The sequence below is a fragment of the Trichocoleus sp. FACHB-6 genome (assembly GCF_014695815.1).
GTDB lineage: Bacteria > Cyanobacteriota > Cyanobacteriia > Cyanobacteriales > FACHB-T130 > Funiculus > Funiculus sociatus.
The window spans coordinates 162,741-179,132 of sequence record NZ_JACJOY010000127.1; the positions used below are offsets into that span (position 1 = coordinate 162,741).

The window sequence follows — 16,392 nt, forward strand, 5'->3', positions numbered from 1 at the left end:
ATTATGCTCAGTGCCATCATCAAGTGGTCTATTAAACAACGCTGGATAGTTGTCCTCGCCGCCGGGGTAATTACAGTATGGATCTTTCGCGTGGCTTCGCAAATGCCAGTGGATGTTTTTCCCGATTTTGCTCCACCTCAAGTAGAAATACAAACTGAAGCCCCAGGATTGGCACCAGAGGAAGTAGAATCCCTCGTTACTTTACCTATTGAAAGTGCAATTAATGGGACTCCGGGAGTAACAACAGTACGCTCTGCCTCAGCGGTGGGACTCTCAGTTGTTAAAGTTATTTTCAACTGGGAAACTGATATTTATCAAGCCCGGCAGTTAGTGACAGAAAGATTGCAGCAAGCTCAAGAAAAACTACCAGAAAGTGTCGATTCACCCCAAATTTCGCCTATTAGTTCTCCTATCGGTACTGTACTCCAATATGCTTTTACTATTACCGAGGATAAACCTCAATCCCAAATTGACTTGATGGAGTTACGACGGATTGTCGATTGGCAAGTGACCAATCGCCTCTTAGCTGTTCCTGGTGTCTCGCAAGTTGTGGCTTATGGCGGTGATATTCGCCAGTATCAAGTATTAGTTGATTCAGAAAAGCTGAAAGCGTTTAATGTCTCTTTGCGCGAAGTACAAGAAGCTGCTGCTGCTGCTAATGTTAATGCTCCTGGTGGTTATTTAACTAATCCAGACCAAGAATTATTAATCCGAGGCATTGGCCGGATTGAATCTATTGAAGACTTACAGCAATCAGTAATTACATCTCGCAATGGTACACCCATTATGCTAGGAGATGTTGCTGATGTTAAAATTGGTGCTGCCTTGAAGCGTGGCGATGCCAGCTTAAACGGCAAAAAGGCAATAGTTTTAATGGTTAATAAACAGCCGCTTGTTGATACTCCGACTGTCACTCGTGCCATAGAAGCGGCAATGGCAGAGGTTCAATCTGGCTTACCCAAAGATGTACAAGTGCAGGTAACTTTTCGTCAGGAAGACTTTATCGACGCCTCAATTGAAAATGTTAGGGAAGCTTTGGTAGAAGGTAGCTTTATTGTTGCCCTAATTTTGATTCCGTTTTTGATGAATTGGCGCACTCTCGTAGTTAGCCTTACGGCGCTTCCCTTGTCTTTGCTGCTAGGATTACTGGCGTTAAATTGGCTGGGACAGGGACTTAATACGATGACTTTGGGCGGCTTGGCTGTAGCCATTGGTTCAGCGGTAGATGATGCGATTGTGGATGCTGAAAATGTCTACCGTTCTCTCCGGGAATATAAGAACAAGGGACTGGGGACTAGGGAAAGCGAACAAGGGAATCTTCCCAATTCCCAATCCCAAATTCCAAATATAAAATCTCCTTTAGATGTGGTTTTTGAAGGCTGTCAGGAGGTGCGCGATTCCTTGTTTGGTGCCACATTAATTACTGTGGTTGTATTTTCCCCAATTTTTGCTTTGGCTGGTGTAGAAGGTCGCATTTTTGCACCGATGGGTATTGCTTATTTAGTGGCAGTTTTGGCTTCTAGTGTTACAGCACTTACAGTTACTCCAGCTTTATGTGCTATCTTACTGCCTCACGGTAGTTTTCCAGAAAAAGAACCGTGGGTGGCGAGATTTTTTAAAGGGCTTTATCGCCCCTTTTTAATGTTTTCTCTGCGTAGTTCTAAGCTAATTTCTGTGATCGTGATCGCATCTCTTGTAGCAGCAATTGCGATCGCGCCTTCGTTGGGACGGGTATTTTTGCCAGAGTTTCAAGAGCGATCGCTTGTCAATACCCTAACTCTCTATCCCGGTGTTTCTCTAGAAAATACCAACCGTGCTGGTGAAGCGCTTCAAGATGCTCTCAAGGACGATCCCCGCTTTGATTTTATCCAGTTACGATCGGGACGCGCCCCCGGAGATGCTGATGCAGCAGGTGTGAACTTTGGCCATTTGGATGTGGAACTGAGCGAAGCTGGGATAAAAGACCGCAAAGGAAGTATTGAAAAGCTACGGGAAGAATTTGCTAAATTACCTGGTGTTGCGCCCAATATTGGCGGTTTTATTTCTCACCGGATGGATGAAGTGCTATCAGGGGTGAGGAGTGCGATCGCGCTCAAAATTTTTGGCCCCGACTTGCAGCAACTCCGCACAATTGGCAGACAAGTCGAAGACATCATGAAAACTGTCCCCGGTATTGTAGACTTGCAACTAGAACCCCAACTGCCAATTAGACAGATTCAAATTCAGTTTGACAGGTCAGCTGCTGCTCGTTACGGTTTAACTGTGGGTGAACTATCAGAAACTATTGAAACAGCACTCAATGGAAAAGTCGTTTCCCAAGTCTTAGAGCAGCAACAAACCTTTGACCTTGTTGTGTGGTTAAAAGAAGATGCTCGCCGCAACTTGGATACTATTAGTAATTTGCTAGTCGATACTCCTAACAATCAAAAAATTCCCCTCGCTCAAGTTGCCCAAATTGACAATGGGACAGGCCCAAATACTATCAACCGTGAAAATGTTTCCCGTTTAATTGTTGTATCCGCCAACGCTAGCGGTAGAGATTTGCGCTCTGTAGTAGATGAAATTAGCGCCAAAGTTAAGCAACAAGTGCAATTACCCCCTGGTTACTTTATTCAATATGGCGGTCAATTCGAGTCCGAACAACGAGCTACTCAAAATATATTACTATTTAGCTCTTTAGCTTTTGTAGTAATTACGATATTAATATATTTTTCTGTTAAATCTTTTCCCTCAACTGCGATGATTATGATTAATTTACCCTTAGCCTTAGTGGGAGGAGTGCTTTCAATTGCGCTCACAGATGGCGTTATCTCTGTGGCTTCTCTGGTTGGTTTTATCACCCTATTTGGTGTCGCCACTCGCAACGGGTTGTTATTAGTTGATAATTACAATGCTAAATTTGCCGATGGTTTGCCTTTTCGGGAAGTTATAATTGAAGGCTCGATGCAACGGCTAAATGCTATTTTGATGACGGCTTTTACCTCGGCTTTGGGTTTGTTACCTCTGGTATTTGGCGGCGGTGCTGGTAAAGAAATTCTGCAACCTTTAGCGGTGGTGGTGTTGGGGGGATTGTTTACTTCTACAGCTTTAACGCTGTTAGTGTTACCTGCTTTGTATGCTCAGTTTGGAAAAATTTTGATACCTAAAAAGGTTTGATATAAAGCGCAAAGGACGTAAAGGAAAGATGAAATTATTTAAGGTAAGTTTGGCTGGTTTCGCTATGGGATTACTTTTTTTGGGTTCCTGTAGCAACGGACAAGAAGCAGCAACTCCAGATAATAGTCCCGCTGTTTCTTCCTCAGAAACGGCTGAAAAAGCCGACCACTCTACACCTGCCAAAGGAGGTAAAGTTGTGGAGATGGGAAACTATCATTTAGAGTTTGTTCCTGAAAAGGAAGATAAAGGCACTCACCTGGATTTGTATCTCCAGAAAGGTGACACTCACGAAGCAATTCCTAACGCCAAAGTAACGGCTCAGGTTCAGTTACCTAATGGGAGTCAAAAAACACTAGATATGAAATACGATGCTGAGGGTAAACACTACGCTGTTTTGCTACCTGAGCAAGCACCTGGGGAGTATAAAGTTGTTATTCTCTCTGATATTAATGGCGAAAAGGTAAATGGTCGTTTTACCTTTAATCGATAGGCATTTGTTGATAGCCAAGCGGTGAGGCAAAGCCTCTAATTTCTAGTTTCCCTAAGTCTGGAAACTAGAAATTAGAGATATTTTTAGTCGTTGCCTGTCACCTTTTGAATTAAATCTTGCGCTTTTTCTATCAAATTTGGCTCGGAATTTTCTTCTGTGGCGCTTGTTACTGTCTTGACGTTAGCCTTCTCATTGAAGTCAAAAGTTTTATTGGCATTTTGTGATGCCTGCTTTTCTTCTTCTAAAATACCTGTGGCTTCGCTATATTCATAGGCGCGATCAATTTTTTCTTGAGGTGATAGCTTGTCTTTTGAATGTAGCACTGCATAACTTGGCGCGGCGAAAATAAATATACCTGACAAGCTGATTAAAGCCATCAAACCTAAAACAAAAATACGCTTTTGCAATCCTTGCTTGAGAGCTAATAAAATTCTTTGCATGAAAATTACCTCCTGATTTTTTTTTCGCAAAATTTTGACCAGACGCGAGTAGATAAAACTACTAATGTCATCTATTAGTACGAAATGAATCGTACTTGTCTAGCTACAACTGTGCCTTCTGCCGCAGGATACATTAATTTTTCTGAGGCAACCACTCTTGATGAATATTAAGCCCTCGGCTTTGCATGGTATGTTCAAATAAATCTGTGGGGAGTGCCTGTTCTACTGCCCAAACACCGGGTTTTTTGAGTTTCCCAGTTAGCACTAATTCGGCAAGGCTGCCAGTACCATAACCAGCTGCAACTGCGGTGTTTTCATGCACTAAAGTTGAGCAAAACTTGGCTGGTTGTCCATCTTTACGTCCGCTGACTTCAGAACGAATGGCTACGCCAACTCCGGTAAAGCGATCGCTTACATCGGTCATGCGGTGACTGACTCTGGCTAAAAACTCGATGACATAACGATTTCTTAGCCAGCTGGAAGGCCACCAGTGGGCAACACTCCAGGTAAGGTAATTGTAAAAATCGGGAACTGTGCCAAATTTGGTGATTACGGTTTTGACTGGGAAAGTTTCCGGTAGCGTAAACGCTTCTGGCATATCAAACCAGTAAACGCCAGTGCGACCGTAAGGCGGCGGAAACTCAATGACTTCGCGATCGCTATACGGCTTTATCTCCTGCCATTGACCATCTATCCAAACTTCAAAGGGTTTTTGCAACCCTAGAAATGTGGTTCGCATCACCGTCACCCCACTCCCGCCGGAACCCGATACTAGATAACTCAGGTGAATCCTGTCTGTCTCATCTAGCTGCTCGACGCACTGGCGCACCATACTATTAGAGATACCGGGGAAAATTCCCGTGTTAACAATCGCTGTCACCCCCGCAGCGGCAGCTTCTTCCCGGCAATCTAAGGCTTTGCGTGTATAGGATGGGTGATCGCTGACATCCAGATAGTTGACACCCTCTTTTATACAGAGTTTTAGGACTCTATCATCCCGGTAATGAAATGGCCCCGCACAGTGGATTACCAGATTACAAGAGGCGATGGCATCCCTGAGTACCGAGTCGTCTGCCAAATCTAGACCCAGGAATTTCACTTTCGACCCCAGCTCTTGAGTGACCGACATCCCAGCAGCTTCGTGTCTGCCAGTAAGTATAACTTGCGCCTGTGTGTGTGCGACCAGATCGGCTGCTACGCTGCTGCCAATCCGTCCGCTTCCTCCAAGAATTAAAACCTGCTCTGTCATTAATCAAGTTTTATTAACGCTAACTTCAGTTCATCAGTTTAGAATGCTTTTCTTCATCGGTTACAAGGAATACTTTGCCTCCTCAGAAAGGATGAAGAATAATTTATTCTCTCCATCTCTATGTATCCGCTACCTAACCTCTAGACCTACTTAGTCTACAAAATTATCAGGATAATAAGGAAAAACTATTTTGATCTATGAGATACAGACAATGCGCTGCTGATTTGTGCTAATAGAATAATTCTCCTAACCTTCTGATACCAAACAATAGTACATTATGGGCAAATACAATAGTGTGTGAAATTGTTTAAAACCCCTTAATCTCCAAATAACCTGAGTACATTGTTCGAGAGGGCGCGAACAATATAATTATCTAAATTTGGCATAAATTCGCGCTTTGAAATTGTCCCAGATGTAGAAGAAAAAATGTTCGACCAGCAGATTGAGGCTTCTTTACGACGACTCCAGAACCTGAGTATGCAAGAATGCAGGCAGCCGTAGAAGAATGGCAAACAGCGCCGAAAAACGCGATCGCTCATCGAAACTGCTAGTCGCCACCCGTCATGCTCTGGAAGTGGAGAGAAGAGCGTTATCATGATTTGGTTTGATGATGACCCGCAAACCGGTATTTGGTGACAAATCCCATTGGGGTTATTATAGAAGCAACCCAAGCAGCAGCAAGCTTGCTGAAGGTTTCCCTGAAAAGTTGGGTGGGCAAACCGTTAGCTATCTTTGTGGCAGGTTCGGCTCGGTAAAACTTTTATACAAACTTAAGTCAGGTACTCCAAAACCTAGAAACCCAGAAATGGGAGGTTAACATTCAGACAAAAACAGGGGACGTTCTTTCCTTCTGCCTTTAAGTTTAGCGCAGCACTAGACTTTAGCGGTCAGGTGATGGAATAACGAAGAGCTGTTAGAAGAAATTACACAGCGTAAGCGGTACGAAGCAGCTATGGAGAGCGATCGCAATAATTTGGAAAAGCAAGTTGAACAACAAACCGCCGAGCTTCAGAAAGCCAATGAACAACTAAAACAGGAGATCGCCAAGCGCCAGCGCGCCCAAAAAGCCCTCTCGCAAAGGGCTGAAGGAGAATGGGTAATCCGAGTCATTACCGAGCGCATCCGCGGGTCATTAAACTTGGAGGAAGTTCTTAATACTACGGTGGCAGAAATCCGACAATTTCTGGAGAGCGATCGCTCTGTAATATACCAAATTAAGGGAAATGAACAAGCCGTAGTCGTGGCTGAATCAGTTGATGCGGCTTGGCCCTCTATTTTAGGCGTTAACATTGCCTCAACCTCGTTTAAAGAACGGATAGCAGTCTATCGCGAGGGAAAGGTAAGAGCGATCGATGATATGCAACAGGAAGGCTTTCCTATAGCTATTAACGAGTATGTGCAGCAACAGCAAGTCAAAGCCGCCTTGGTAGCTCCCATCCTGCACGGTAATAAGTTTTGGGGGGTACTGGCAACTCATCAATGTTCCGCACAACGTCACTGGGAACCGTTTGAGATCGATCTGCTCAAGCAATTGGCAATACAAGTGTCAATTGCCATTCAGCAATCAGAACTTTATCAGCAAGTGCAGCAACTCAACGCTAACCTGGAGTTCCAAGTACGCGAACGCACCGCCCAACTGCAACAATCCCTCGACTTTGAAGCGATGCTTAAACGCATCACTGACGATGTACGCGATAGCCTCGACGAAAACCAAATTTTGCAAATAGTCGTTTGGGAATTAGCCGTCGGGTTGAACATTGAAGGCTGCGATACCGCTTTGTATGACAGCGATCGCGCTACCTCTACCATTCGCTATGAGTATACTCTGGGAATGCCTACCGCTCAGGGGCATTTGGTGCAAATGGCAGAGTTTCGCGAAGGTTATAATCAGCTTCTGCACGGGCTGTATTTCCAATTTTGTCCACTCGGCCCCGATATTCGCGGTACCTTCGCTAGACTTATTTGCCCGATTTTCGATGACCAAGGTGTGCTAGGTGATTTATGCTTATTCAAGCCGCCCCAAGAAGCCTTTAACGAAAAAGAAATCCGACTGGTGCAGCAAGTGGCGAATCAGTGCGCGATCGCTATTCGCCAAGCGAGATTGTATCAAGCCGCGCGATCGCAAATCGAGGCTCTACAAAATCTCAATCGCCTCAAAGATGACTTTCTCAACACCGTTTCTCACGAATTACGCACCCCCGTCGCCAACATGAAAATGGCGATTCAAATGCTTTCCATCGCCCTTAATCGAGACTCGCCATTTTTAGCGGAACTCAGCAAACCAAAAGCAGAACAAAGCAAAGTGGCTCGCTACTTTCAGATATTGCAAAACGAATGCAATCGTGAAATTCGCCTCATTGACGACCTTTTGGACTTGCAGCGACTGTATACAGAAGCTCAACCTTTATTACTAACATCAATTCAGCTACAGGAATGGCTACCGCCAATTGTAGAACCATTTCAAGAACGATCCGAAAACCGCCAGCAAACCTTGCTTCTTAACATCCCCCCCAATTTGCCCCGATTCACCTGCGATCCCACTACTCTAGCCAGAATATTGACCGAATTGCTAGAAAATGCCTGCAAATACACCCCCCCATTAGAAACAATTACACTCACAGTCCAAACTGTTGAAACAGCCCACTCAAATCTCATGCAGTTGAGCGTAATCAATTCTGGAGTTGAGATTCCACAAAGCGAACTAAATCGGATTTTTGAGAAATTCTATCGCATTCCTAGTTCCGATCCCTGGAAGCAAGGCGGAACTGGATTAGGACTAGCTCTAGTAAAAAAATTAGTAGCACATTTGGGAGGTACCCTGCGAGTAGAAAGTAAAAATCGTCAAACGACATTTACCATAGAGTTGCCCATTAATGATCTTAATTAATCATTATTTCTTAAACAACTAAAATATACTGTTGATATGCGTCAAACCATTAACGGATGCTATTACTGCATAATGGTTGCACTTGGCTGTATCTGGCTATTTCGCAGGCTTCGACATTAGCTTGTATTCAGTTGCAATGCTGGTATCGCCGCCACAACGGTTACGCAACTATTGCTCTTACCAGCGACAGTTACCGCCTAAATCAGTACAGCTTGATAATTATTTCCCGAACCGAGTTTAAATAATTTATACATGAAATTCACATTTACTTTAAAAACTTCTGAGTATAATTCCGTATAATCTGGGAGGTAACAGTTATAAGAATACTGTATTCTTTTAATTAGTAAAAATAACTAGCCTAGGTAGAATAAACAGGATAAGGAAATTGGAACAATTTTGTCATGTTTTGGTAATTGAAGATCCAAAAGGTAGACGTACAGTTTCCTTTGAAGCTAGTACCTATTCAATAGGTCGCGAGCGCAGTAACTCGGTAGTTTTGAACTCTCGACTAATTTCTCGTCATCATGCTACTTTGTTCCGAGTTAAAAATCCAGTAAATGGCGATTATTTATATTGGATAATAGACGGAGACTTACAAGGTAATCTTAGCACAAATGGGCTAGTTGTCAATGGGCGACGTTGCTTTGCTCACGAATTAAAGCATGAGGATATGATCATATTTGGAGGGATTATTAAGGCAAGCTATCGGATAGTACCTAAATTATCAAAGGCAGAATTACTAAATTATGGCAAACAAGTAGATTTTTCTACTTTTCCAGCCTGCTCAAGCACTCTCTTTCAACCGATATCAGCATCAAATCTCAAGGTTGCCAAATTAAGTGAATCGGCTCTAGTTAGATTAGCTTCTTTTCCGGAACTACTACCCAATCCTATTGTAGAAATTAATTTATCAGGGACAATTACATATATAAATCCAGCGGCACTAATAAAATTTCCCGATATTCAAGAGGCTACAAAACAGCATCCGCTGATCGGAGATTTAATAGCAAAGCTTCAAAAAAGTAAAGGGAAAGTTTTTGTTCGGGAACTGCAAATTGGTAGTGAAGTATTTGAACAATATGTACACTACATTGCTGAAAACGAGCTAATTAGAAGTTACGTTTTTGATATCACTGAGCGCAAGGGGGCAGAGGAAGTATTAAAAACGCAGGCTTTAGTGCTTGAGAGCATGGCAGAAGGTGTCAACGTCTCTGACGAAAATGGCATTATCTTCTTTACTAATCCAGCATTTGAAGCAATGTTCGGATATGAGCGAGGTGAGTTGATTGGCAAACCTGTATCGATTTTAAGCGCCCATCCACCGGAAGACAATACTCAAATATATGGCGATTTCGTCGAACAATTACAGGCTCAAAGTTCTGGATTTGGAGAGTTTTTTAACCGCAGGAAGGACGGCTCTCTGTTCACCACCTATGCCCGGATCAGCACCTTAGAAATCGGGGATAAGAAATATTGGGTTTGCGTCCAAGAAGACATTACTGAACGCAAAGCTGCTGAGGCAATGATCCAATATCAAGCTTTTCATGACCTCCTCACAGGTTTGCCAAACCGAACGCTATTTAATAAAAAACTTCTTCAGGCACTAGCAGATGCACGTTATCGCCAATACAGTTTGGCTGTCATGTTTATCGATATGGATCGCTTTAAGACCATTAACGATACACTGGGACACGCTGTGGGCGATCGCTTATTACAACTCTTTGCAGAACGAATGGCAAACTGTCTGCGGGATAATGACACTGTTGCCCGTTGGGGAGGCGATGAATTCACCCTGCTACTGCCCCACATCAACGATCCAAAAGATGCCGCCAAGATTGCCCAACGCATTTTAGATGCTTTGAAACCTGCTTTTAGCCTGGAGGGACACCAACTTCATATGAGCAGCAGCATCGGCATCGCTCTTTATCCCCAGGATGGAGAAGATCCCGAAACTCTTTTAAGAAACGCCGATATTTCCTTATACCGCGCCAAGGAACAGGGCAGAAATAACTACCGATTTTATGTCCCAGCAATGAATTCTCAAGCTTGTGAATTATTAACGCTGGAAAATCGGCTGCACCATGCTCTCAGACAGGGAGAGTTTGTTATTTACTACCAACCTCAAGTAAATATCAAGACGGGAGAGATTATCGCAATGGAAGCTCTTTTGCGTTGGAATCACCCGACTCTAGGACTCGTCTCTCCGAAAAAATTTATTCCCCTGGCTGAAGAAAACGGATTAATCATACCCATTGGTGAATGGGTATTGCGGACTGCTTGCGCTCAAAATAAAGCTTGGCAAAAAGCAGGTTTCTCACCGCTAAGGGTGGCAGTTAACCTCTCAGCTAGACAGTTCCAACAACCAAATCTAGTAGCAATGGTGAGGCAGGTGTTAGCAGAAACAGGACTTTCGCCTCACTTTCTGGAGTTGGAAATTACAGAAAGCACTATCATGCAGAATGTGGACAAAGGGCGGGAATGGGTGCGCGATCTGTACGCGATGGGAGTTCACATCAGTATGGATGATTTTGGGACAGGCTATTCTTCTCTAGGTTATTTAAAGAAATTTCCGTTCCATACGCTCAAAATCGATCAATCTTTTGTGCGCGATTTGCGTGATGAACCGCAGGATACAGCGATTATTTCAGCGGTGATTGCATTGGGGCGTGGTTTGAATCTCCGGGTAGTGGCTGAAGGTGTGGAAACTCATCAGCAAATGGAATTATTGCAAAGTCTCCAGTGCGAGGAAATGCAAGGTTACTGGTTCAGTATGCCCCTAGAGGTGGACGATGCCACAAACTTCCTGAATAACTATAGGATGAAATCCAAACTTCCAGGGCATGGGGATAATAAAAAAAAATCTGAAAATGCAGCTTGCCAATACCTGAACTGTTGTGCATAATTTCTATCCCTGATAGAGATGGAAGCGTCGGAGCGATCGCATTCTCGATTTATTTATAGATAGGTCAATCAAGGTTAAACTCAGCCGGACTATCTTCAGTCTCTAAAAGGTAGCGGTCTGTATAACTTAAAACAAGATTATTTAATATAAACTCGCCCAATACATGAGCCAGCTTTCCTTGGTCAGTAATCTGGGTATTAGCGATATCAAATCTGGTTGATTGCCCATAAATATAGAACCCCACCATAGCAAGCGGTGGCTCTCCTCCCCCGCTTGCTCTCTATGGGTTGGGGTTCCTTTTAATTATGGGTAATTAACCAGACATGATATGAGACGAATTTACGGCTAGGTGTCAGAGGAGATTTTAAAGACAGACTCGACAGTTGATCTGATAGAATTCCCCGCATCCTTCAGAGTTTGGGTAAATGGCTGCTGCGTGTGCAGGAAAACACGAGCGCAGTTGCGTCCAGGCATCCCGGAAACGGAACCACCTGGATGGGTTCCAGCACCGCTCAAGAATAGCCCTTCTATGGGAGTTTTGTAGTTAGCTAATTCCGGTAAGGGACGGAAGAAGATCATCTGGTCGAGGGTCATGTCGATGTGGTAGTAGTTCCCTTTATAAGCCCCCAGTCTATCTCCCAGTTCTGCCGGACTTTCCACAGCACGGGCGATGATTGAGTGCTTGAGATTTGGGGAATACTCTGCCAGCTTGTCCAGCACCCGGTCGGCGACCTTGTTTTTCAGATCGTCAGTCCAGCCAGTGCCATTGTGACCTGTTCCCTCGGCACCAGCAATCTGATAGGGGGCGAAAAACTCAATCCATAAGGTATGCTTGCCTTCTGGTGCCATCGACGGATCGCGCACGGTTGGTACAACGACATACATTGAGGGGTCAGAATCGGGAATATTGCCGATAGATGCTTGGCTGTGGGCGATTTCTACTTGGCGCACTGAGTCAGCGATGAGAACAGAACCGATGAGGTATTCATCTTGGTGGTTGTGGTGTTCAAAGCGCAGAGGTTCAGATAAAGCGCAGTCAATTTTGAGAATAGTTTCGTTGTTGTTGACGATTTTACGCTCCAAGCGATCGCGCAAATTTGGGTCAGCATCATCAACATCTGCCTCGTCCATTAAGCGCAGGAACAAGCGTCTAGCGTCAATATTGGAGATTACCCCACGTTTTGCTCGGTATTCGGTGCCACCTGCCACCCTAACGCCCACCGCACGACCATCATCCACTAAAACGCGCTCAACGGTCTGGTCAGTCAGCACCACCCCGCCCTTACTATGCACTAACTTTAGCAAAGCATCCACAAGTGCGCCGCTACCACCCTTGGGTCGTGCCATACCGGGATCGTGGCGCATTGCCATCATAATCGCTCCCACAGAAATTGTTTTTTGGGAAGGCGGTGCGCCAAGTTCTGCGGCGAGTCTAGCAAGGGGGGCTTTGAGAAATTCTGAATCAAACCACTCATTGAGAATATCTTCTGGGCTAGTGATCATATTCCGAATTAGATCCAGGGTCTTATTCGGGCCACCTAGCACTGAGAATAAATCTTTAATTTTTTTTAGGTCGTAGTTGCCAGCGATGTCAATGATAGATTTTGGCGGTGCATTGAACATCGGAATCATTGCACCAATTAGCCGTTGCCAGTAATCCGTGTATTCGGCGTATTTTTTGGCATCGCGCTCATTATACCGGGCAATTTCCGCACAAGTTTTTTCTACTGACTTGTGGCCTAAAAAGTATTTGCCGTCTGGGTGGGGACAAAAAACTACTGGATCGCAATAAAGATATTCCAAGCCATATTTAGTAAGTTCTAACTCTTCAACTACTGGTCCCAAGTGAATGAACTCGTGGTCAATTGAGCAGAGATTGAACTTAAAACCTGGTGCCTCTTCAGGTAAAATCTCTTCAGTTGTCGCGCCGCCACCGGGAATTGAACGCTTCTCCAACAGCAGGACGCTGTACCCTGCTTTTAGAAGATATGCAGCACACACTAACCCATTGTGACCAGCACCAATAATAACGACATCGTACTCTTGCATGGACAATTCTCGCGAAACCCCGTATATATTCCCCGATTCTAAAAAAGTTAAGAAGTTTAAAGGGTCTATCACTCGAAAGAGATTGCGGGTTTTACAGACAACAAAGCTTGTAGAGGAGGGAGTTAGCAGGGCGTGGGGGAAGCTGTCCTATACAGGCAGAAATCTTTCACTTCCGTAGAAGCGGGGTAGCTGGAATTGGCGGTTTACTTGTCCTCAGACAGCAGCGATCGCAACTAAATCTAGCCTTGCTCCCTTAATTGGAGAGATTTTCTTAAATCTTACCCGCTAAAGCCTAGCTGAAATCTACCTTCACAGTTATACTGTCTAGGTCTAGCTCGTCGTTCAAAGGGTCCGCGCTACAGAATATGAGTCCTGTTGTTAAAATTGTTCAACCCTCTGGAATTTTAGACGGTATGAAAGCGGGTCAGTTTCGTCAAGAAATTAGCGATATTGTGGAAAATGGAGCCGATATTGTGCTAATTGATTTTAAGGATGTTACCTTTATGGATAGTTCTGGGTTAGGGGCGCTGGTTCTAGCGCTCAAAACTGTTCGAGCCTCTGGTGGAAAACTCTTTATTTGCTCTATCAATGAGCAAGTAAAAATGTTGTTTGAACTCACCAGTATGGATCGTGTGTTTGAAATCTTTCCTAATCGAGACGAATTTTATAACCAAGTTACTTCATAGTAATTTGCTAATTGCTAATTGCTAATTGCTAATAATCAAAGAGCCATTAGCGATTAGCCATTAGCCAACGACTAAGGACTAAGGAAAATTGATTTGCAACAAAGACAAATCATCATCGAAATAGTCTTTAGGGTTTACAACTTGAACGGAACGCAATACCCGGTCTAAATTACTCTCGCTCTTGTCGCGGCAGCTTGTAAGCAGTTGGACAAACGCATCAAGCCCCCAAATGTTGCCGTCTGGCTGGTTGATTTCATAAATTCCATCACTAAAAATGTACAGGGTGCTGGATTTTTCCACTTCGCAGAAATCATCGGTAAATTCTACATCCGGAAACATCCCAACTGGTAAGCCTGGGGTTTTCAGACGTTTTACTTGGGTAAAGAATGGAGCTTTGGCGGAGATTAAAACTGCTGGTGGATGTCCAGCACTAGCGTAAACCAGGGTGCGCTTTATTCTGTTATAAACACCGTACCAAATGGTAAAGTATTTATCATTGCGCTGAGTCATCTGGAAAGTTTCATTTAACCCCTTGAGAACATCGCTGGGCTGATAGTAATTAATCTTAGCCATCACTTGGTTCTTCAGCAGATTCATCACCGAAAGAGAGGGTAAGGCAGCCCGCAATCCATGTCCAGCTACATCCAGCAAATAAATGACTAAATGATCCTTATCTAGCCAATAGTAATCAAATCCATCGCCTCCCAGCTGTCGCGAGGGAATAAACCGCGAGTCGATGGTTACAGGTGGATCACACAGGGGCGAGGGCAAAATGGAACACACATACTCGGCAGCTTCGGCTAATTCGTCTTCCAGCAACTGTTTTTGCTGCTTCAAATCCCGGCTGAGTTGGTGCAGCCTCAAGCCCGACCTCACTCGCGCCTTCAATTCATTCATTTCAATGGGTTTGCACAAGAAATCATCAGCGCCAGCATCCAACCCTTTAACGCGATCATCGACGGAACCCATCGATGTCAGCAAAATAAAGAAGGTGGTAGAAAGTTCTGGCGTTGCCTTGATTCGACGGCACACCTCCAGTCCGTTCATGCGCGGCATGATCCAGTCGCAAATTACCAAAGCGGGGCTTAACTCTTGGGCTTGAATTAACCCGGCTTCGCCATCGCTTGCTACCGTCAAATCGTACCCTTCGCTTTTGAGTGTTCTTTTCAGCAATAGCTGAATCGCAGGGTCATCATCAATAATCAAAACTTGAACCATGAGACAGAGAGACTAAAGGTCGATTAAGATGGACATCAGGCAGATTAAACTTCAAAGATGACACCTGAAACTCAGTTGAGTTTTAATAAACTTAACCAAAAACATGGACAATCATAAACAAGTATAGTCATTGGCTACCAAAGTCTTCCTTTGCTTTCCACAAGTGACTGACTCGCATTATGATAATTAACATCACTATTAAACTCAAAAATGTCCATGCAGGTAAGAAAGAGACACATCATCACTAAATCTAACAAGTTATACCAACAAAGCAATGCCTTCTGTTTCCAGTTTAATAACCTTTTGTAAGAACCAAGCAGATACGGCAATATCTAAGTAAAGGTTTGTGTACCCAAAGGCTGTGCTGTACGCCGTTATAACCTATTTAGCTTGTCTGAGGCAATGCGCGATCGCTTGCTCCACCACAACACTTACGCTCTCACCACCCTTTACATCAACTTGTCATGTATTCCTTAGTATAGAGAGAAAGGGAAATGCAGCCCACCAGCAATAAATTTTATGGCTACAGCAACTGTTATATCGAAATTTAACTTTATTAGAAAAAATGGTGTGTTGCTGCTTCTAAAACATTGCTTTAAAAGAAAAGATAAATTATGTATTTAATTATATTAGTGGTTGTATAATATCTAGCGATTAATCGAGTTTAAAAAAAGTTTAAAAAGCTATTAGTTTGAAATAATCAGTTAAAATGTTGTTAATTTAAAGGACTTTGAACAGTTGAACGAAATCAAGAAAATCTGTTTACAAGTTACCACAGACCTCAAGGCTTTAGACAGTGTTTTGTCAGGGTTTGAGAGTATAAATCAACCATTTATTCCCAAAAAAGTTTGGTTGCAGTGCCAATTAGCACTAGCAGAAGGGTTTACTAACGCTGTTCGCCACGCCCACAAAGGTAAACCTTCAGACGTGCCTATTGATATCGAAGTTACTCTGTTTGCAGAACGTTTAGAGATCCGGATTTGGGATGAAGGGCCGCCATTTGATTTAGAAAAACGACTCAAGACTCTACCCGAAGTAGCGAATAAAGAATCTGGCGGTGGGCGGGGAATCGCAATTTTGCATAAAATAGCGGATTCTTTGAGTTACAGCCGCACTATAGATAATCGGAACTGTCTGTTTATCGTTAAACATTTTTCCAGTTGTTTTGAGCCTAAGTGAAAATTAACCAATAAGTATAAGTTGTATTTCTAACAAGGGTTTAATAGTTAAAATTAAAATTTGCCGAGGATTTTATAGGCCTATAAGGCTGTAGGATCAAAGGTTAAGTGACTAATGAAGCAGAGACTTCGTATAG

Annotated in this window: 13 protein-coding genes; 8 read left to right on the top strand and 5 right to left on the bottom strand. The window is 43.6% G+C overall.

Annotated features, from left to right (window positions below):
* Window positions 1-3: 3 nt before the first annotated feature.
* Window positions 4-3,156, top strand: coding sequence for an efflux RND transporter permease subunit (locus H6F66_RS26410; RefSeq protein ID WP_190428046.1), 3,153 nt, complete (start codon window positions 4-6; stop codon window positions 3,154-3,156).
* Window positions 3,157-3,184: 28 nt separating this feature from the next.
* Entirely contained in the window at window positions 3,185-3,646 is a 462-nt protein-coding gene (locus tag H6F66_RS26415; RefSeq protein WP_190427938.1) for a hypothetical protein, read from the top strand.
* Window positions 3,647-3,729: 83 nt separating this feature from the next.
* Here H6F66_RS26415 and H6F66_RS26420 read toward each other — a convergent pair whose 3' ends face one another.
* Both H6F66_RS26420 and H6F66_RS26425 read right to left on the bottom strand, forming a co-directional pair.
* A complete protein-coding gene (locus H6F66_RS26420) occupies window positions 3,730-4,086 on the bottom strand; it encodes a hypothetical protein (RefSeq protein WP_190427940.1) in 357 nt (118 codons plus the stop codon).
* A gap of 133 nt (window positions 4,087-4,219) precedes the next feature.
* Window positions 4,220-5,335 carry a saccharopine dehydrogenase NADP-binding domain-containing protein gene (locus tag H6F66_RS26425; protein WP_190427942.1) on the bottom strand — a complete coding sequence of 372 codons (1,116 nt, stop codon included), beginning with the start codon at window positions 5,333-5,335 and terminating at the stop codon, window positions 4,220-4,222.
* Between the two features lie 632 nt (window positions 5,336-5,967).
* Here H6F66_RS26425 and H6F66_RS29125 point away from each other — a divergent pair.
* From H6F66_RS29125 to H6F66_RS26440, 4 genes are all read left to right on the top strand, one after another.
* Window positions 5,968-6,090, top strand: a complete 123-nt coding sequence (locus H6F66_RS29125) for a hypothetical protein (RefSeq protein WP_277874037.1) — start codon at window positions 5,968-5,970, stop codon at window positions 6,088-6,090.
* Between the two features lie 197 nt (window positions 6,091-6,287).
* The gene (locus tag H6F66_RS26430) at window positions 6,288-8,222 is read left to right on the top strand and encodes a GAF domain-containing protein (RefSeq protein ID WP_190427947.1); all 1,935 of its coding nucleotides are present in this window, start codon (window positions 6,288-6,290) and stop codon (window positions 8,220-8,222) included.
* 56 nt (window positions 8,223-8,278) lie between these two features.
* Window positions 8,279-8,467: a hypothetical protein gene (locus H6F66_RS26435; RefSeq protein ID WP_190427948.1), complete on the top strand. Its 189-nt coding sequence runs from the start codon at window positions 8,279-8,281 to the stop codon at window positions 8,465-8,467.
* A 140-nt stretch (window positions 8,468-8,607) separates the two neighbouring features.
* The gene (locus tag H6F66_RS26440) at window positions 8,608-11,124 is read left to right on the top strand and encodes an EAL domain-containing protein (protein ID WP_190427949.1); all 2,517 of its coding nucleotides are present in this window, start codon (window positions 8,608-8,610) and stop codon (window positions 11,122-11,124) included.
* A gap of 64 nt (window positions 11,125-11,188) precedes the next feature.
* Here H6F66_RS26440 and H6F66_RS28110 read toward each other — a convergent pair whose 3' ends face one another.
* A complete protein-coding gene (locus tag H6F66_RS28110; protein WP_190489596.1) occupies window positions 11,189-11,371 on the bottom strand; it encodes a hypothetical protein in 183 nt (60 codons plus the stop codon).
* 98 nt (window positions 11,372-11,469) lie between these two features.
* Window positions 11,470-13,173 (bottom strand): beta-carotene ketolase CrtO, encoded by a 1,704-nt coding sequence (crtO, locus tag H6F66_RS26445; RefSeq protein WP_190427951.1) that lies wholly within the window; start codon window positions 13,171-13,173, stop codon window positions 11,470-11,472.
* Between the two features lie 365 nt (window positions 13,174-13,538).
* Between crtO and H6F66_RS26450 the strand changes: the two genes are divergently transcribed.
* Complete coding sequence (locus H6F66_RS26450) at window positions 13,539-13,859, top strand: STAS domain-containing protein (protein WP_190427953.1); 321 nt, start codon at window positions 13,539-13,541, stop codon at window positions 13,857-13,859.
* A gap of 78 nt (window positions 13,860-13,937) precedes the next feature.
* Here H6F66_RS26450 and H6F66_RS26455 read toward each other — a convergent pair whose 3' ends face one another.
* Window positions 13,938-15,077 carry a SpoIIE family protein phosphatase gene (locus H6F66_RS26455; RefSeq protein ID WP_190427954.1) on the bottom strand — a complete coding sequence of 380 codons (1,140 nt, stop codon included), beginning with the start codon at window positions 15,075-15,077 and terminating at the stop codon, window positions 13,938-13,940.
* A 738-nt stretch (window positions 15,078-15,815) separates the two neighbouring features.
* Between H6F66_RS26455 and H6F66_RS26460 the strand changes: the two genes are divergently transcribed.
* A complete protein-coding gene (locus H6F66_RS26460) occupies window positions 15,816-16,256 on the top strand; it encodes an anti-sigma regulatory factor (protein WP_190427956.1) in 441 nt (146 codons plus the stop codon).
* Window positions 16,257-16,392: the final 136 nt, after the last annotated feature.